Genomic DNA, 17,076 nt, shown 5'->3' with positions numbered 1-17,076 from the left:
CGCCGGATCGGCGACTTCGGTTCACCGAGGTTAACTCGCCGTCCCGTCAACCCCCTACAGCCCCATCCGCCGCCGAGGCATCCTGAGCGGACGACATCATCGAAAGGGGTCCCCCATGACCGACAGCACTCCCGAGCCCGAGCCCACCGACGAGCTCTCCGCCGAGGCGCAGACTCCGACTCCCACCCCGACCTCCGACACGAGCGACGGCGAGGTCACGACACCGGCACAAGCCGACTCCCCCGAAGACGCCGACCCGAGTGAAGTGCCCAGCACCGATGAGCTCGAAGAGCCCAGCACCGAGAAGGCCCCGGGCGAGGAACCCAAGGCCCCGAAGCGCGACGAGCCCGAGCCCGATCACGAGGCGGTCGGCATCGGCGTGGTCGACACGGAAGAGCCGCAGGCCGGCTGAGACCCGCGACCGCGCTACCAGGTCAGCGGGTCGAGCCGCAGGTAGAAGTCCTGACGGGCAGAGTCGAGATCGATCCCGTACCGCGCAGCGAAGTCCTCGTCCGCCCGACGGGCGGTGCTCTCGTCGGGCCACGTCTCGCGGGCGTTCGCCAGGAGCAGGGCGATGTCGGCGTAGGGGTCGGCACGCCCGAGCCGGCCGACATCGATGAGTCCGGCGACGTGCGAGCCGTCGGGCGCGATCAGGATGTTCGGCAGGCAGAAGTCGCCGTGGCAGACCACCGCTTCTGCCTGCTCCTGGACGATCCGTCGCGGGAGCTCGCTCTCGAGGCCGGCGAGGATCCGCGACGGCGGCACATCCTGCAGCGCGACGGGCAGGAACTCGGTCTGCACCCGGTCCTCGGCGACCGTCGCTCTGGCTGCCGTCATCATCCCGTCCACTCCCCGGCCGTAGGGGCAGTCGGACACCGGGACGGCGTGGAGACGCCGCAAGATGTCGGCGATCGCCGGCCACGCCGCACGCAGACCGGCCGCATCGAGCCGGTCGGCGGGGACTCCCTCCACCGCAGAGGTCACGAGGGCACCGCCGTGCGCGGTGAGACGCCACTCGATCACCGACGGACCGGGGATGCCGACGCTCGCGAGCCATGCGATCCGGTCGCGCTCGGCCGCCAGTTCGTCCACCTGCGACGAGGGGACCGCCTTGACGTATCGCCCACCGGCCTCATCGCGAAGCACGGCCGCGCCCGACTCGCCACTCTCCACGGGCAGCCAGTCCGCACCATCGGGGAGCAGTTCTGCGGGAATGTGCATCTGCTCATCCTCCCGCACCGGATCCGCTCCGGTCGCACCTGATGCTGCCCGATCGTCGACGGGACGACAGCAGGTGCGACCGGAAGCAGCCGCTGTGTGCTCTTACTCGACGAGCTTGCCCGCGGTGTCGACCTCGCGCATGAGCTCCGCGATCTCCGGCGAGATCTCTGGGATCGCCTCACGGGTCACGCCGTCCTTCGGCGACCACACCAGGTTCACCTGCAACGTGGGATCGGTGTCGGGGAAGTCGCTGCGGTTGTGGCATCCGCGGGTCTCCCGCCGCTCCAGCGCGGCCTCGAGGGTGGCCCGGGCGGCGAGTGCCGATGCCTTGAGGTCGAACGCATGCGCGAGATCCTGGAACCCGGCGATGTCGGGGTGGATGCCGATGTCCTCCATGCGCCCCTCGATCATGTCGAGGTCGGCGAGACCGGCGCGCAGCCCCTCCTCCGAGCGCACCACACCGGCGTACTCGGTCATGAGGTTGCGGATCGCGCGCTGCAGGGCACGGACGTTCTCGCGCCCCTCCGCCGCCAGCAGATGGTCGATCTCGGCCCGCGCTTCCGCCACCGCGGTCGCCGACCGGCGCTGCGCGTCGAGCCCCGCCGCATGCTCCATTGCCGCCTGACCGACGATGCGTCCGTAGACGAGGAGTTCGATGAGCGAGTTGCCGCCGAGACGATTCGCGCCGTGCAGACCGCTCGACGCCTCGCCGATCGCATAGAGGCCGTCGACGTCGGTCTGGTGGTCTTCCGGACGCACCCAGACGCCGCCCATCGAGTAGTGCGCGGTCGGCGCGATCTCGATCGGATCGGTCGTGATGTCGAGCATCTGCAGCTCCATCATCGTCTGATAGACGCGCGGCAGACGGGTCATGATCGTCTCGCGCGGCAGGTGCGAGACGTCGAGCCAGACGCCGCCGTTCTCGGTGCCGCGCCCTTCCTGGATCTCGGTGTATGCGGCGAGCGCGACGCGGTCACGGGTCGAGAGCTCCATGCGCTCGGGGTCGTACTTCGCCATGAATCGCTCGCCGAGGGCGTTGCGGAGGATTCCGCCTTCACCGCGTGCGGCCTCGGAGATCAGGGTTCCCGCTGCGCTCTCCGGCTCGATGATGCCCGACGGATGGAACTGCACGAGTTCGGGGTCGCGGAGCCGCGCGCCGGCGTCCACCGCGAGACGGAAGGAGTCGCCGGTGTTCTCGTCGCGGCGGGACGAGGTGCGGCGCCAGATGCGGTTGTGTCCGCCCGCCGCGAGGATCACGGCGTCCGCGTGGATGAGGTAGCGGGTGCCGTCGGCCTGGTCGAAGCCGTAGGCGCCGAACACGACGTTGTCGCGCACGAGCAGGCGCGTGATGTAGACGTGGTCGAGGATCGGGACCTCGAGCTGCTCGGCCTTGCGCACGAGGGTGCGCTGGATCTCGAGGCCCGTGTAGTCGCCGGCGAACGCGGTGCGGCGGAAGGTGTGGGCGCCGAAGAAGCGCTGCGAGATGCGGCCGTCGTCTTCGCGGGCGAAGTCCATGCCCCAGCGCTCGAGGTCGCGGATGCCACGCTCGGCACCCTGCGTCACGATCTCGACGGTGTGCGGGTTGGCGAGAAGGTAGCTCTCCTTGATGGTGTCGGCTGCGTGCTGCTGCCAGCTGTCGTCGGCATCCATCGTGCCGAGTGCCGCGTTGATGCCGCCGGCGGCGAGCGACGTGTGCGCATCCTGCCGCGGTCGTTTCCCCACGGCGAGCACGTCCACGCCGTGTTCGGCGATCTCGATCGCCGCCCGCAGACCCGACCCTCCAGTGCCGATGACGAGGACCGTGGTGGATATCTGTCGTTCGCGCGTAGCCATGCGATCCACGCTAGTTAGGGGATCCTAATAACTCCAATGCATAGTTCGAGTTGAAACGATGCGGGTAGGCTATGGTCATGAACCTCGAGCAACTCCGCGGGTTCGTCGAGGTCGCGCGTCTCGGACACTTCACCCGCGCCTCCGAGCACCTGCATCTGGCGCAGCCGTCGTTGAGCCGGCAGATCTCCACGCTCGAGCGCGAACTGGGCGCGGAACTGTTCCACCGCGCACGCGGCCACATCGCTCTCACGGCCGCCGGCGAGACCCTCCTCCCCCGCGCGCAGCGCATGCTCGCCGAGGCCGACGCCATCCGTGACGAGATGGGCGAGCTGGCCGGACTCCGCCGTGGACGCGTGCGCCTGGGCGCCCCTCCGACACTCTGCATCAGCCTGGTCGCCGAGGCCATCCGCGCTTTCCATTCCGCGCATCCCGGCATCGATCTGCACCTGACGGAGAGCGGCTCTCGCCGGCTCGTCGAGGAGCTCGCGGTCGGCGCCGTCGACATCGCCCTCATCACCGAGTCCGAAGGACCTCCTCCCTCTGGATTCAGCCTGACGCGGACCCCGCTCCTCACCGAGGAGCTGGTCGTCGTCTCGGCCGCGAGCGAGCCACCGGTGTCGAGTTCGGCGTCGATGACGCTTCACCACCTCGCCACCCTCCCCCTGATCGCCCTCGACGAGACCTACGAGCTTCGAGCCACCACCGATGCGGCTTTCCGCGCCGAGGGACTCCGACCCACCCATGTGCTCGAGGGCGCCGAGATGGATGCGGTGCTGCGTTTCGTCGAGCGCGGCGTCGGCGTCGCGGTGGTGCCGGCCATGGTTCTGCTCGATCGCCCCGCACTTCGTTCGGTGCGACTGACGCACCCCATGATGACCCGCACGGTGAGCCTCGCCCACCGTGCAGACGTCACGCCGGCCGTCGCCGTCGCCGCGATCCGCCAGGTGATCGTCGCCACCGCCGCAGACGTCGCCGACCGCGACCCGGCGATCACCAGCCTGCTCTGATCGCGCTCCGCGAGACCGCACATCCACGGTCCCGCCCATCCATCACCCGGATGCGCGGAATGCCGAGGGCATCGCGAACCACCGCTGGTCATCCGCTCACCCTCCCTGGGGCGACAGCGGAATCGGCGACGAGCTGCGCGCCCGACCGATGGGATTGTCGAGCGTTCCGGCGTACATCAGAGAAGCGGACTGGTCCGCGAGGTCCACCATGCGCAGCGTGTTGCGCAGTTGCAGACGATTCAGGCACGAATGGGCGAATGCATCGGCCCGCAGGTCGACGAGTGACTCGAGGTCGGGATGCCCATCGGCATGCTCATCGACCGTCTCCCCGACCAGGCGCCAGAAGTCCCCCTCAGTCAGGGTGCCGTCGATGTGGAGGATGCCCGCCAGGTGCCGGAGCACCCCATCGAAGACGTCGGTGAAGACGGCGAGCGCCTTCTCCTCGTCGCCGACGGGGGCGACGATGCGTCGCACCTCCTCCGGCAGCGTGCGCTCGGACAGGAGCGCGACTTCCTCACCGATGTCCTTCATGAACACACCGGTCGGCACGTTCCCCTCGAGGATGAGGATGAGGTTCTCGCCGTGCGGCATGAACGCGAGATCGTGGGCCAGCAGGCTGTGCACGATCGGCCGGAGATACGCGCGAAGGAACCGGTGGACCCACGCGGTCGCGGGGATACCGGAAGCACGGATGAGCGTGGTGACCACCGAGACACCCTCGCTGTCGCGATGCAGGAGCGACGCCAGAGTCGCCAGTCGCTCAGCCCCGGCTGCCAACGGCACAGGGCTCTCACGCCAGAGGGCGGCCAGCATCTTGCGGTGGGCGGACGGCTGTGCGGTGCGGTGGTACACGTCGCCCGTGTAGCCGATCGACGCGCGCTCCCGGAGCACTCGGAAGCCGGCATCCGCGAATGTCGGGTCGGCGGCCACGAGCTCGGCCACCCAGTCGTTGATCGCGGGTGTGACGCGCATGTACGCCGGAGAGAGCCCCCGAAGGAACCCCATGTTCTGCACAGCGAGAGCCGTCTTCACGTAGTGCCGATGCGGATGCGAGACGTTGAACATGGTGCGCACCGATTGCTGGGCGCGGTAGTCGTCTTCGCTCTCGCCGATGTAGACGAGGTCGCGTCGGGCGAGGTCGGGAGCGAAGGTGATGGTCACGCGGTTCTCCCACTGCCACGGGTGCACCGGCAGCAGGTGGAAGTCGGCCGGCTCCTCGCCGAGGTCGCGAAGACGGGTGGCGAAGCGATCGCGTTCGGTCGGACTCAACTCGCCCGAAAGCAGGGTCTCCTCGGTGAGATCGGCGCCGAGGGCCAGATGCGATGCTGACCGCCGCGCGGCGACCCACACCAGGCGGAACGACCGGGCGGACTCGGGAGCGAAGGTGGCATGATCCGAGACACCGAAGCCGATGCGCCCGTTGTTCGCGACGAAACCAGGGTGCCCCTCGGTCATCGCCGCCTCGATCGTCTGGAAGTCGGCGCCGGCCAGCTCCCGCGCCGACGGCCCACCCCGCGCGATCTTGAACATCGAGCCGGCGAGCGTGGAGGCGATCTCTTCCAGGTACAACGGGAGAAGCTCATCCGACAGGCCGAGGGTCGGCTGCAGCTCGAGGATCAGCTGCTGCGCGTCCAGCACGGCATCCGCACCGTCGATGAGGCGACGGACGCTGCTCTCCTCGATGATCCAGTGCTCCAGCTCGGTACGCATGGCGCGGAACCGGTACTCGACGGCGGAGGAAGGCACACCGACGCGCCAACCATCGCCGGAGGGCTCCGGGGCGATCAGCCGTTCGTGGCTGAACTCCGCGAGAGCCTTGGCCACCAGGTGACGCTGTGCGCGCTCCAGCGAATCGATCGTCAGGTGGGCGGCGGGGGCGATCATGCGCGTCCCTCTCGGTCGAGGCGGATCAGTTCGGACGCCGCGAAGCCGGCGCGGGTGCACACCGAGAGCATCGCGGTCTTGAGGTGCCCGCCCTCGTCGATGACGACGTGGCGCACCTCTTCGAAGCCGGCGCGCACGTTCTTCGCGCGGATGCGCGCGTTGCGCACATCCGGTTCGACGACCACGCGCTCCGCGCCGAGCTCATCGAAGCACCACGACATCACGGCGGCGAACACCGCATCGGTCAGCCCGTGTCGGGGGTCCTCGCCCGGAGGCGACACCAGGACGTGTATGCCGATGTCGCCCGGCACCGCGTCGTGGACCTCTGTCAGCAGCACCTGCGCCGGGTCATAGGTCTCGGCGTAGAACAGCGGGACCTCGTCGACCAGCCCGAGCCACGCCTGCTGGGCGGGATCAGCATCGACAGCGGCGAGATAGGCCGCGACGGCGGGGACATCCAGGTCGGTCATGCCCCAGTACGCCGAATGGGGATCGGCCAGCCAGCGGTGCAGGATAGCCGCGTCCCGAAGGGGGCTGGCGACGGTGAGCGATACTCCGATCCCGGTCGTCGTCGTCATCGCACGACCGCCCCGGGCACGGTGGACTCCCGGAGGGCATCGGCGGGGACACCGAAGTCCTGGAACGCGATGCGGCGCTCGATCGGGTAGACGTCTCGACCGAGGATCGACGAGAGGATCGACGAGTTGCGCCAGGCGCCGAAGCCGAGGTCCGGGGCGGTCAACCCATGGGTGTGCTCTTCACCGTTCTGCACGAAGACCCGCGCCCGTCCGCCGTCGACGCTGTAGTCGCGCGCGACGTCCATCCTGCCCAGGGCATCCCAGTCCAGACGGTCGGCGATGCCCTGCAGGAAAGGCGGCGTCTGGGCAGAGTACCCCGTGGCGAGGATGAGCGAGGCCGTCTCCCTGTCGTGCTGCTCTCCGAGCTGGCCGTGCCGCAACGAGAGCCGGAAGCGCACGCCGTCCCACTCGGCGGCGGTGACCTCGGTGTCGGCGAGGAGCGTCGTGGGCACTGCACCTTCGGCGCTGAGCCGATAGAGGGTGTCGTAGATGTCGTCGATGAGGTCGGCGGAGACACCCTTGTAGAGGCTCCGCTGCTCCCGACTCAGGTGCTGCCGCAGCGCGAGGGGAAGGCCATGGAAGTGATCGGTGTACTCCGGTGAGGTCATCTCCAGGGTGAGCTTCGTGTACTCCATGGGGAAGAACCGCGGCGACCGGGTGATCCAGTCGAGACGATAGCCGCCGTCGCGCGCACCCTCGAGGAGATCGCGGTAGATCTCGGCCGCCGACTGGCCGCTGCCGACCACCGTGATCGAATCCGTCGCACGAAGCGCATCACGATTCTCCAGGTATGCCGAGCTGTGCACGGCACGGCCGGAGATGTCGCGGAGAGCCGTCGGGATCGTGGGGCTCGTGCCGACCCCGACGACGACGTGTCGGGCGCGCAGTGTGCGCTCCTCGCCGGTGTCGGTGCGCATCGCCTGCACGATGTAGACGTCGTCGACAGGGTCATGCTCGACCCGCACGACCTCGTGATTCCAGTGCAGCTGGTGCAGCTGCTCGGCCGCCCAGCGGCAGTACGCGTCATATTCGGTACGCAGCGCATAGAAGCTCTCACGGATGTAGAACGGGTAGAGCCGCCCCGATTGCTTCAACCAGTTGAGGAAGGAGAAGCGCGAGGTGGGATCGGCCATGGTGACCAGGTCGGCCAGGAACGGCACCTGGATGGTCGAGCCCTCGATCATCATCCCGGGGTGCCATCGGAAGCATTCCGCACGGTCGAGGAACACCGCGTCCACCCCGAGCGGATCCGCGAGACAGGCGAGCCCCAGGTTGAACGGGCCGATGCCGATGCCGACGACGTCGTGCACGTGCGCGGTCATGCCGTCGCCTCCGCGGCGACGAGATCCGGCGATATGCCCGCGAGAGCAGTCGCCGCGTCCTTCACGATGTCCAGGATCGTTCGGACGTCGTCGAGGGTGGCTTCCGGGTTGAGGAGAGTCAGTTTCAGGCAGGGCCGTCCGTCGATCACCGTCTTCGCGACGAGTGCACGGCCGGATTCGAAGAGCACGCGCCGGACCCCCGCGACGAGCTCATCCTGCACTGCGGGCGGCACATCCCCGGGACGCGCGCGGAAGAGCACGGTGCTGAGCTGGGTGCGACCCACCAGCTCGAGTTCGGGATCGGCGTCGACCAGATCGCCGGCGGCCGTGGCGAGATCGATGACCGCGTCGAACAGCTCGCCGACCTGCGCCGTCCCCATCGATCGGAGCGTCGCCCACAGCTTCAGCGCGTCGAAACGGCGCGTGGTCTGCAGCGACTTGTCCACCTGATTGGGTTCGTCATTCTCCCGCGGGTTGAGGTAATCGGCGTGCCAGGCGCCCGCAACCAGATCCCGGGGGTCGCGCACGAGCAGGGCGCTGGAGGAGACGGGCTGGAAGAAGCTCTTGTGGAAATCGACGGTGACGGACCGTGCCCGTTCGATGCCTGCAAGAAGGTGCCGGCGCCGGGACGAGACCAGGAGTCCTCCTCCGTAGGCAGCGTCGACGTGCAGCCACAGACCGCGGGCGTCGCACACCGCGGCGATGCTCGCGAGCGGGTCGATCACGCCGCGGTCGGTCGTGCCTGCGGTGGCGACGACGGCGATGGGCACCCGTCCCTCCGCCACAGCCGCAGAGACCGCCGCATCGAGGTCAGCCGGAAGCATCCGCCCTGCGCTGTCGTCGGCCACCTCGATGACCGCATCGTCGGCGAGGCCGAGCAGCAGCGACGACTTGCCGACGCTGAAATGACTGGATGCCGTGGCGAAGACGACCAAGCGAGACATCGACGTCGTACGCGAGCCGCCGACCGCCGCCAGTGCCGCCTCTCTGGCGAGGAACAGCGCATGGAGGTTCGACTGCGTGCCCCCAGAGGTGAAGATGCCGTCGCCCGAGGCGAACCCCACCCATCCCGTCACGGCCTCGATCAGCCGACGCTCCATCAGCGTGCCCACCGTCGACTGATCGTAGGTGTCGACCGAGGTGTTGACCGCGGCGAGGATCGTCTCGGCCGCGACGGCGGGGAGCGCCACCGGGCAGTTCAGGTGCGCCGCATACAGGGGGTGGTGAAACCACACGGCGTGGGCGAGGAAGAGATCATCGATCTCACGGATGGCCGACGCGGTGCCGATGCCGGAGCCGGCGAGGTCGACCCGATCGACGAGTTTCTGCAGTTCTGCGAGCGAGGCGCCGGACGTGGGTTGTGTGGTTTCGGTGAACCTTGCGGCCACCCGAGACGCCGTGCGTGCGATCTGGGAGCGGTAGACGTCGACGGTCGAGGAAGTGAGCAACTCAGTCACGATGGACAACTCCTAAGTTAGGTTTGCCTATCCTACATATGATTTTTGGACTGTATAGAAAAACTCGCGACGTGGGCGGATGCGGACGTGGGCGGATGCGGCAGCATCGAGGACCGATGACAGCGGGCAGAAACGCAGAAACGGCCCCCGCCGAAGTGGAAGCCGTTCCTTCACTGTCTCAACACAGTGTGCGCCCGAAGGGACTCGAACCCCTAACCTTCTGGTTGGTAGTCGAGGAGGGCCTTGGACTCGATGACGAGTGGGCGCTCTGGAGCATGGCTGAGGCGGTGACCGCGTGAGCGTGCACCACAAGGTTCAGATGACCGTCGTCCCCTTCGAGTGCTCAGAGCGAGACTGTGAGCACTGGTCGCCCCTCGGGAGCGGGGAGTGCCCGGAGTCCGTCTGGGACGTGTGCGAGGAGTGCACCGAGGCGAGCCGCGAGTACCACGAGGGACCGGTCGTCACGTGGGACGAATGCTGGTTGACCACCGACGATCCCGAGTGCGAGTGCGGATGTCGGGAGTCCGTCGGAGCGTGTCAGGTTGAGCCTGACACCGAAATCGCTCACTCGTCGGTGGTGGAGTGATGGGGTCTCGGACGGTCGAAACGTCCTCGTACATCGCGTTCGCGCGGCGGATCATTCGCGGCGCTGGTAAGCGTGTGGCGACCGCTGATGACTGGGAGCTTGGCGAACTCCTCTCCCTCCGGGATGAGGTCGAGGACGCCATTCAGCGGGCAGTGGACGGGCTTCGCGCTCAGGGTCACTCGTGGCAGTACATCGGGGACGCGCTCGGGATCAAGAGGCAGAGCGCCTATGAGCGCTACGGCAGGGGCACGCCATGAACGGGGTTAGTCGAATCGCCGGAATAGACTGGTCGCGAATGATGCGGCTGGGGGGCATGTGTCGTAGCGAGAGGACCCCCGCCGTGCGTTGCCGTATCCCGTCGAACCACCCGACTCTGTAGCGCGCGTGGCACTCCCACTCTCGGCCTCCTGGACGGAGGCCCTAGACGACTACGCCCTGAAACTCCGTGGCGACAGCCGCACCCCGGCGACCATCCGCGCCCGACGTGAGCAACTCCAGCACCTGGCCCGCCGCATCGGAGTGGGGCCATGGGAGGTCAGCGCCGATGCCCTCCTCGCCTTCGTCGGCTCGCAGGAGTGGATGCAGGAGACGCGCCGGAATCGATACGCGTGCTTTCGAGAGTTCTGGAAGTGGGCGAAGCGGACCAAGCGCATCGACCGCAACCCGGCCAAACACCTGCCCCGCGTGAGCGCATCCGCACCGAACCCCGACCCGGTTCCTGAACAGGTCTACGCCGACGCGATGAAGCGATCCGATGAGCGAACCCGGCTCATCATGCGCCTGGCTCATGACGCGGGCCTGAGGCGCGGAGAGATTGCCCTCATCCACTCTGAGGACCTCCGTCCCGACCTGCTCGGCTGGTCGCTCCTCGTCCACGGCAAGGGTCGAAAGCTCCGCATCATCCCCCTCACGCCTCGGCTCGCGCTGGACCTCCGAGCGCTCCCCGAGGGATATGCGTTCCCCGGTGCTATCGACGGCCATCTGTCCCCGCGTCGGGTGTACGAACTCGTAGACGAGGTCCTCCCTGGCCCGTGGTCGCTCCACAACCTCCGGCACTCATTCGCTACGAACGCGCACGAGGCGTCCGGCGGCGACGTCCTCACGCTCCGGAATTTGATGGGCCATGCCTCGGCCGACACGACCGGCCGGTACGTCCGCCTCTCGGATGCTCGTGGCCGTAGCGTGGTCTACGCGGCCGCCGGTCTCGCCGCCCCCGATAAGCCCACCGCGCGCCTCGTCGCGGTCTAACCCAGGAGATCCCATCATGACCAACCCCACGACTCCCCCAGCCCCGTCGACGGCCGAGACGCCCCGCCCCCGTCTCCCGCTCTGGGCGCACATCTATGGCGCGGCCGCCGTGGTGCTCCTGGCGGCGTGCTGGATGCAATTGGTGACTATCGCGGCCAACCTCTGACCAGACGCGACGATGCCCCCTCCGGAGTCCGTGAGGGGGCATCGTCGCGTCTAGGCCACTTTCGAACATACCTAGCGGTTTGGTGTGTTTGCACCCGGTCGCCGGCGGCCGAGCTCGACCCGAAACCGTAGGTTATGTTCGAAACTCATGCTCGGGGCATTCCAGTCTCGTCGACATAGAAGACGGCCATGAGGAGCGGAGCGATGACGGGTGCGGCGGCGGGCGGAAGCCAACCGGCGAACACGGCAACGCCCACGGCGGCCGCCGCGACTCCGTAGGCCCAACGTCGGAAAGCGGGCCGGAGCACCGTCTCAGACTTGGACCGGAGGGCGGCCCTCCGTTCGGCTCGGGTCTTGTAGTTCGTGGTCATGTGCGTTGTCCTTTCAGTCGAAGAGGTCGGCGGGAGGTTGCGGGGCGGGCGGGCCAAGCCCTCGGTAGATGTGGTCGACGAGTTGGCGATTCCAAAACCAGAGGCGCTGGTTCTGCGCGTACCACTTGGTCAGCTGGACCGCGAGGGTGATGCCTCCCGCGACCAGTGCGGCGACGACGACCCCCGCGAACGCGAGGATCGCGAGCACGACGGCATCGGCGGTCATCCGTTGACAATCGTTAGGCCCTCGATGGCAAGCAGAGGCTGAGGGCCAACCAACTCGATTGCTTCGCCTCGGTCGATGTCCTCGCGGCAACGTGCGAGCTGGAACGAGTTCCACTGTCGGACGGCCGTGCCCGCCAAGTAGTCGACGACGAACCACCGCCCGTCCCTCTTCTCGTCGATCTGGAACAGTCTCTTCATGGTGATGTCCTCCTCGGGATCAGGTGTGATGTTCGCGCCGGATGACGCGGGCTTGTTGCGGTGTTGGTCGATTGCGGGGAAGTACTCGCCGTGCCAGGGTTCGTCCTTCTTCGGGTTGTTCGGGTAGCGCGCTGTTTGCTTCCAGCCGTTCTCTCGCCAAATCGCGGCGGCGCGGGCGTTGTACCAGTCGTCGGAGTCGACGGCCAGGCCCTGACAGTGGACGGACTTGCTCGCCGGGAGCGCGTAGGGAGCCTTCGGGCCACCCGCGAGGTACGCGATCCACGCCGCATAGTTCTTGTCGGCCTGCTCGGGCGAACGGCCCGCGTCGTTGACGTCAGCGAGGCGACCTAACTGCTCGTCGATCCGGTGGACAGAGGCGGCGGCCGGGGCGTCGAGCCAGCCCCGACCGCCGCTGAGCTCAACCCTCTGCATGGCGCGCCTCCAGGGCCGCGATGCGCTGGGCCATGAGGTCCATCGCCTGGTGGTGTTGTGCGTTCTGGGCGATGAGGAGCGCGATGAAGTCGATGGTTTCGGGCGCGCCCTGCTCGTTGTAGACGACGAAAGGTTCAGTGTCGGGGTTCTCTGCGAGGCGCTCTGCGATCCATCCGTACTTCCACGCTCCGGGTTCGCCCTGTCGCATCTGGAAGCGGTGGAGGTCGGGGAAGATGTCACCGAGGGCGGCCGGGTCGATGGCGCTGATGTACTTCTTGTAGCGCTCGGAGGACGCACCTCGACTGACGCGGCCGTCGTTGTTGATGTAGGCAACGGCGTATCCGGCGGTGGCGGGCGACGAGTTCGGCAGGTACAGGCTTCCCGTGATGGTGCCGCCGCTGGTCTTGACGGTGTCGCCCATGAGGCCGGGGAGGGTGGCCTCGGTGACGATGGCCTCGTCGAACTGTCCCGCGCCGCTGGAGACGCGGACGACGGTTCGGTTCGCGCCGTCGTTGCGGTAGAAGCCGATGTTGTGGGCGGATAGCTGTGCGACCCCGTAGAGGAACCCGAGCGCGTTGCGCAGCGCGACGTCACCCGTCGCGGGGACGCCGAGCGCAGTGCGGGCACCGGCGGCGGTTGTCGCGCCCGTCCCACCCTTATCCAGCGGGGTCACCGCGCTCGTACGCTGGGCGATGTAGTCGCGAGTCTTGTTGTCCTCGTCCCAGCCGTCGCGGCGGTCTTCGTTGCCGGTCAGGATGTCCATGCCCGCGGCGAGGGCGTCGTCTCCGTTTGCCATTAGATGATCTCCTCTTTCCAGGACTCGCCTACGGGCGAGTCGAGCCAGGTTTCGCCCGCCGGGATGAGCACCCAAGCGGACGGGGGTATGTCGGCTGTGCGTGTCGTGATGGACATGTCGCCGGTCTTGAGGTCGTATCCCAGCGCCTGAATGGTGCCCGCAAGGATCGGTGCGCCGTCGACGCGCGCCGAGAGGAATTGCTCGGGTTGCGCGCGCCAGTCGATGCCGGTCTCGGCGCTGAGCATGCGGCCTCGGCCTTGGGCGCGGCGCACGGCGTAGGCGCTGAATCCGGGGCCGGGGTAAGGGACGCCGGGGCGCTCGAAGACGCGGACCTGTGTGGGCGGGTCGACGGCCGCGAAGCTGTCCACCTCGGTGTGCTCGACGCCGTCCGAGTCCTTCCAGGTGTAGATGGTGACGGCGGCGTCGAACCACGTATCGGAGTCGCGCGTGAGGGTGTCTTCGACGTCGCGGAGGTTGACACCCTGGCGAAGGTTGAGCGCCCCGCCAGGGTTGTAGTTTTCGTCGCGGAGGGTCCACTTGCGGTGCTCGTCGCACACCAGCCGGTAGCCGTATGCCTGGACGATGGGCCGGAGGAAGTCGAGCGCAGATCGACCCGCCTGCCAGCGGAGCATGTCCGGGGATCGGCTGATGAGCGCCTTGCGGGTCGCCGCGCTGGCCGACGCGACGCCCGACCAGCCATATCCGTACTGCACGGTGTCCGTGGTGTCACCGTCGAAGAACAAGAACGGCAGGTCGTCGAGGACGTTGTCGACCTCGGAGAAGCGGTGAGCGGCCGCGTCGAACGTCGCACCGGCGGGCCAGGTTCCGGCGGTGCGGTAGCAGTATGTTCCCGCGCGGGTTGCGGTTGCCGGGGCGATGCCGACGACCTCGACGCGCTTCCACACGTTCGCGGTGAGCGAGACCGGGGTGCCGGTGGTTGCGCCTACGCCTGCACCGGCGGCGGTTACCCACTCGATGTTGAGGGAGACAGTGACCGCGGCCGACGACCGCACCCACAGCGTCGTGCGGTACTGCCTCCCCGCCCCGACGGTGACGGCCGTCGATCCGGCGGATTCACCGCCGATGTTGAAGACGCCGCCGCCGTTGAGACCGCCCATCGCGGCCCGTCCGAAGAAGTCGACTCCGGCCCCGGGAGGACCGCCCGCTGTGCGCACGAGAGCCGCGCTCGCGCCGCCGACCCATCCGGCGGTTGTGGAACGGAAACCACCGTTGGGCGAGAGGTTCGTCGCATCGGTCAACACGGTCACGTCCTCGTCGTGCGCGGGCGATGTTTCCAGCGCGGCGCCGAGCGCCTTCCCAAGCACGTAGTTGATGACCGCGCGGAGACTCGATTGGTGAGCGAACGCGCCTGTGTCGTCGCTGAGGGGCGCGTAGTCGTCGAGAAGGGCCTCGTCGCTAGCGAGCGTGAGGGTAACTGTGCGTCCGTCCTGGGCGACGCGGCGGGTGCGGAGGCCGAGGTCGAAGGTGCGGGTTTGTGCGGGAATGGTCGAGAAGGTGGACGCGGCCGCGATGAGGACGCGGCGAGTGAGACGCGGGTCGAGGGCGGCGAGGATGTCGGCGGTCGGCATGGCGATGCGGAGGGTGCTCTCGATGTGCGGGGCGCGTCCGACGTCGAAGGTGATATCTCCTTCACGGAGGCCGAGGACGTGCCCCGCGCCGGTGACGGTGTAGGTGTGCTTGGCGGTGGTCACGCGGTCACCTCTTGGAACGGGACCTGGATACGCCACATGGTGACGACGGTGTCGTCTTGCTCGAGGTCAAGGTCTCCCTCGGGGATGGCGAACTTCATGTTCAGTCCGTCGACGTCGCCGTTCGCGATGGTGAAGAGTTCCTCGCGGGCGAGGGCGTCGAAGGCCGTAAGCGCGGCGGCCTCGCTGTCGAAGACCAGGCGGAATGTGCCGGTGCGGAGTCCGGCGGGGCGGAAGTCGATGTCGGGTTCCGCCCGGTCCAGGACTTCCTGGACGAGGTTGCGGATGGGCCGGGATGCTCTGAAACCCTCGACGGCGGTGGGCGTGATGGTGCCCGCGCTGTAGGTGATCGTGGTCATTACTGCCACGCCCCTTCCTTGACGAGTTTCGCGGTGATGGTGATGGGCCTGTTGGCTTCGGAGCGTCGCCAGGCGGCGAGGTCGCGGGCCGCTTGAGAGGTATCGAGAACGGCCTCGACGTGGACGGTGCGCCTCTTCGTGAGGGTGTCGAGGCCGTCGCGGACGGTGCCCTCGCCGGTGAGGTTGGCCTTGATGGTGACGTCGCGGTCCTCGGCGGCCTCGTCGAGTTCGGCCGCTGCGTCCCCGGTGTCGACGCTCACGTCGACGTCCACGGATGCCTCCGGGTTGAAGGAGTCATCGAAAGCGACGGCGGCTTCCGATCCGCCGGTCGAGCCGACGTCGTTGAGGGCGGCCGCAAAAGGTGCGCGCGCATCCTCGGGGAGCGCGGCGAACTGGGCGACCCATTGCGTGCGCTGGCCCTCGGGCATCTCCAGGAGGTTCTGCCACTGATCGGGGCTGAGACGCATTGTCTCCAGGTTTGCCTGGTAGGCGGCAATCGCGCCGGATTGCTGGTTGACGTATTCGAGCCATCGATTGATGTCGAGCGCGCCGTCCTCGTTGGTGGCGTAGTCGGCGGCCGCCTGGCGCATGCTGTCGTACGCGCTCGTCACGGAGGCTTTGACAGCCTCCTCGGCTGATGCGATGCGTTCGGCCTTCTCCTCCGCGGCGGCGGCTTCGGCGGTGGCCGCGTCCAGTCCCGCCGCTTTCTGGCGTTCGTACGAGTCGGTCGTCTGGTCCCGGAGCGAGATCTCTTCGTCGAGCTGGGAGAGGAGTTCGTCGTGTGCCTTGTACTGATCGTTCAGCGCATTGACCTTGTCGACGTAGCCGTCAACGGGGTCTTTCTTGTTTCGCTCTACCAGGGCCTGGATATCGTCATAGGTGGCGTCTTTCGACCGCTCGACGGCTTTGCGGTATTTCTCTACCTCCTCGGTGGAGCTAGAGAGGACGTCCCCGATTTCGGAGGTCGACCGATTCATCCTCTGGAGGGCGTCCTCCCAGTCCTCTAGCTGGGACGGGTCCTTCTCCCAGAACCAACGGGCGTCCGTCGACTTGAGTTCCTCAAGCTCCTTGATGCGCTCGATCATCCGAGATGCGCCGGTGAACCACGCCTCAGTAGACACACCGGCATCGCGGGATTCCTGGGCATACTCAACGGCCTTCATGCGGAGTTCCTCGGCGGCCTCGGCGGCCTCCTGGAACTTGCCTACGGCGATGCCGATACCGGCGGCGATGGCGAGCCCTGCGAGGGCACCGGCGGGACCGAACCCGGCGAAGGCGTTCGCGGCCACCTCTTGGAACATGTCGAGGATGCTCTCGGCGGACCCGTCAAAGGATGCGGCCGCCTCCTTGGCGGTGCTGTTCGCCTCATCTCCGAACTCTTTGACGCCTTCCTCTGCGCGGTCCATGCCGCGCTTGCTGTCGTCTCCGGCATCGCGTGCGGCGTAGCCGAGTCGCTTGAGCGCGTCGCGGGTGTCGTCGAGTTCGTCGTCGAGTTTGTCGGTGGCCTTCTGGGCCTTGGTGAGTTCCTTGTCGAGGTCGGCGCTGTTGGCCGCCTTCTCCAGGTCGGCGAATGCGTCGGCCGCGTCGTCGAGCGGCTTGACGATGCCGTTGACGATGGACTTCTCGACGCCGTCGGTGTCCATCGCGACGCCGATTTCGTACTGGTTCTTGCGTGCCATGGTGGG

The 17,076-nt window shown here is 67.7% G+C and carries 17 protein-coding genes; 4 read left to right on the top strand and 13 right to left on the bottom strand.

Annotation, left to right across the window (positions count from 1 at the left end):
• Positions 1-115: 115 nt before the first annotated feature.
• On the top strand, positions 116-412 hold the full coding sequence (locus MST3598_RS03645; RefSeq protein ID WP_029259698.1) for a hypothetical protein: 297 nt from the start codon (positions 116-118) through the stop codon (positions 410-412).
• A gap of 14 nt (positions 413-426) precedes the next feature.
• On the opposite strand, the gene MST3598_RS03640 is transcribed toward MST3598_RS03645, so the two are convergent.
• Together MST3598_RS03640 and MST3598_RS03635 are read right to left on the bottom strand one after the other, a co-directional pair.
• Positions 427-1,221: an APH(3'') family aminoglycoside O-phosphotransferase gene (locus MST3598_RS03640; RefSeq protein ID WP_029259697.1), complete on the bottom strand. Its 795-nt coding sequence runs from the start codon at positions 1,219-1,221 to the stop codon at positions 427-429.
• Between the two features lie 102 nt (positions 1,222-1,323).
• Complete coding sequence (locus tag MST3598_RS03635) at positions 1,324-3,054, bottom strand: L-aspartate oxidase (RefSeq protein ID WP_021198154.1); 1,731 nt, start codon at positions 3,052-3,054, stop codon at positions 1,324-1,326.
• A 71-nt stretch (positions 3,055-3,125) separates the two neighbouring features.
• Here MST3598_RS03635 and MST3598_RS03630 point away from each other — a divergent pair, with 71 nt between their 5' ends.
• Positions 3,126-4,061: a LysR family transcriptional regulator gene (locus MST3598_RS03630; RefSeq protein WP_021198155.1), complete on the top strand. Its 936-nt coding sequence runs from the start codon at positions 3,126-3,128 to the stop codon at positions 4,059-4,061.
• A gap of 96 nt (positions 4,062-4,157) precedes the next feature.
• Here MST3598_RS03630 and MST3598_RS03625 read toward each other — a convergent pair whose 3' ends face one another.
• Genes MST3598_RS03625 through MST3598_RS03610 form a run of 4 tightly spaced genes read right to left on the bottom strand, consistent with a single transcriptional unit; the run spans position 4,158 to position 9,302 of the window.
• Entirely contained in the window at positions 4,158-5,945 is a 1,788-nt protein-coding gene (locus tag MST3598_RS03625) for an IucA/IucC family protein (protein ID WP_081860146.1), read from the bottom strand.
• Positions 5,942-6,523 carry a GNAT family N-acetyltransferase gene (locus MST3598_RS03620; protein WP_081860145.1) on the bottom strand — a complete coding sequence of 194 codons (582 nt, stop codon included), beginning with the start codon at positions 6,521-6,523 and terminating at the stop codon, positions 5,942-5,944. Before MST3598_RS03620 ends, MST3598_RS03625 begins: the two co-directional genes overlap by 4 nt.
• Positions 6,520-7,845: a lysine N(6)-hydroxylase/L-ornithine N(5)-oxygenase family protein gene (locus MST3598_RS03615; RefSeq protein ID WP_036271672.1), complete on the bottom strand. Its 1,326-nt coding sequence runs from the start codon at positions 7,843-7,845 to the stop codon at positions 6,520-6,522. Before MST3598_RS03615 ends, MST3598_RS03620 begins: the two co-directional genes overlap by 4 nt.
• Positions 7,842-9,302 carry a pyridoxal phosphate-dependent decarboxylase family protein gene (locus MST3598_RS03610; RefSeq protein ID WP_021198157.1) on the bottom strand — a complete coding sequence of 487 codons (1,461 nt, stop codon included), beginning with the start codon at positions 9,300-9,302 and terminating at the stop codon, positions 7,842-7,844. The genes MST3598_RS03615 and MST3598_RS03610 overlap by 4 nt, the downstream gene beginning before the upstream one ends.
• Before the next feature lie 970 nt (positions 9,303-10,272).
• On the opposite strand from MST3598_RS03610, the gene MST3598_RS03595 reads away from it, so the two are divergent.
• Together MST3598_RS03595 and MST3598_RS18355 are read left to right on the top strand one after the other, a co-directional pair.
• Positions 10,273-11,136: a tyrosine-type recombinase/integrase gene (locus MST3598_RS03595; RefSeq protein ID WP_096359449.1), complete on the top strand. Its 864-nt coding sequence runs from the start codon at positions 10,273-10,275 to the stop codon at positions 11,134-11,136.
• 16 nt (positions 11,137-11,152) lie between these two features.
• The gene (locus MST3598_RS18355) at positions 11,153-11,302 is read left to right on the top strand and encodes a hypothetical protein (RefSeq protein ID WP_157749853.1); all 150 of its coding nucleotides are present in this window, start codon (positions 11,153-11,155) and stop codon (positions 11,300-11,302) included.
• A gap of 145 nt (positions 11,303-11,447) precedes the next feature.
• Here the strand turns inward: MST3598_RS18355 and MST3598_RS03590 are convergent, their stop codons facing one another.
• From MST3598_RS03590 to MST3598_RS03560, 7 genes are read right to left on the bottom strand one after another with little or no spacing between them, the layout of a single operon-like run.
• The gene (locus MST3598_RS03590; protein WP_096359447.1) at positions 11,448-11,672 is read right to left on the bottom strand and encodes a hypothetical protein; all 225 of its coding nucleotides are present in this window, start codon (positions 11,670-11,672) and stop codon (positions 11,448-11,450) included.
• A 13-nt stretch (positions 11,673-11,685) separates the two neighbouring features.
• Positions 11,686-11,898, bottom strand: coding sequence for a hypothetical protein (locus MST3598_RS03585; protein ID WP_096359445.1), 213 nt, complete (start codon positions 11,896-11,898; stop codon positions 11,686-11,688).
• Complete coding sequence (locus MST3598_RS03580; protein WP_096359443.1) at positions 11,895-12,527, bottom strand: hypothetical protein; 633 nt, start codon at positions 12,525-12,527, stop codon at positions 11,895-11,897. The genes MST3598_RS03585 and MST3598_RS03580 overlap by 4 nt, the downstream gene beginning before the upstream one ends.
• The gene (locus tag MST3598_RS03575; RefSeq protein WP_096359441.1) at positions 12,514-13,323 is read right to left on the bottom strand and encodes a hypothetical protein; all 810 of its coding nucleotides are present in this window, start codon (positions 13,321-13,323) and stop codon (positions 12,514-12,516) included. The genes MST3598_RS03580 and MST3598_RS03575 overlap by 14 nt, the downstream gene beginning before the upstream one ends.
• On the bottom strand, positions 13,323-15,035 hold the full coding sequence (locus MST3598_RS03570) for a hypothetical protein (RefSeq protein ID WP_096359439.1): 1,713 nt from the start codon (positions 15,033-15,035) through the stop codon (positions 13,323-13,325). The genes MST3598_RS03575 and MST3598_RS03570 overlap by 1 nt, the downstream gene beginning before the upstream one ends.
• Positions 15,032-15,400 carry a hypothetical protein gene (locus MST3598_RS03565; protein ID WP_157749852.1) on the bottom strand — a complete coding sequence of 123 codons (369 nt, stop codon included), beginning with the start codon at positions 15,398-15,400 and terminating at the stop codon, positions 15,032-15,034. Before MST3598_RS03565 ends, MST3598_RS03570 begins: the two co-directional genes overlap by 4 nt.
• Positions 15,391-17,070, bottom strand: a complete 1,680-nt coding sequence (locus MST3598_RS03560) for a hypothetical protein (protein ID WP_096359435.1) — start codon at positions 17,068-17,070, stop codon at positions 15,391-15,393. The genes MST3598_RS03565 and MST3598_RS03560 overlap by 10 nt, the downstream gene beginning before the upstream one ends.
• Positions 17,071-17,076: the final 6 nt, after the last annotated feature.

Source organism: Microbacterium sp. TPU 3598 (genome assembly GCF_002356155.1).
Taxonomy (GTDB): Bacteria; Actinomycetota; Actinomycetes; order Actinomycetales; family Microbacteriaceae; genus Microbacterium; species Microbacterium maritypicum_A.
The sequence above is the reverse complement of the archived record's forward strand: the minus strand, read 5'-3'. Positions and strand labels throughout refer to the sequence as shown.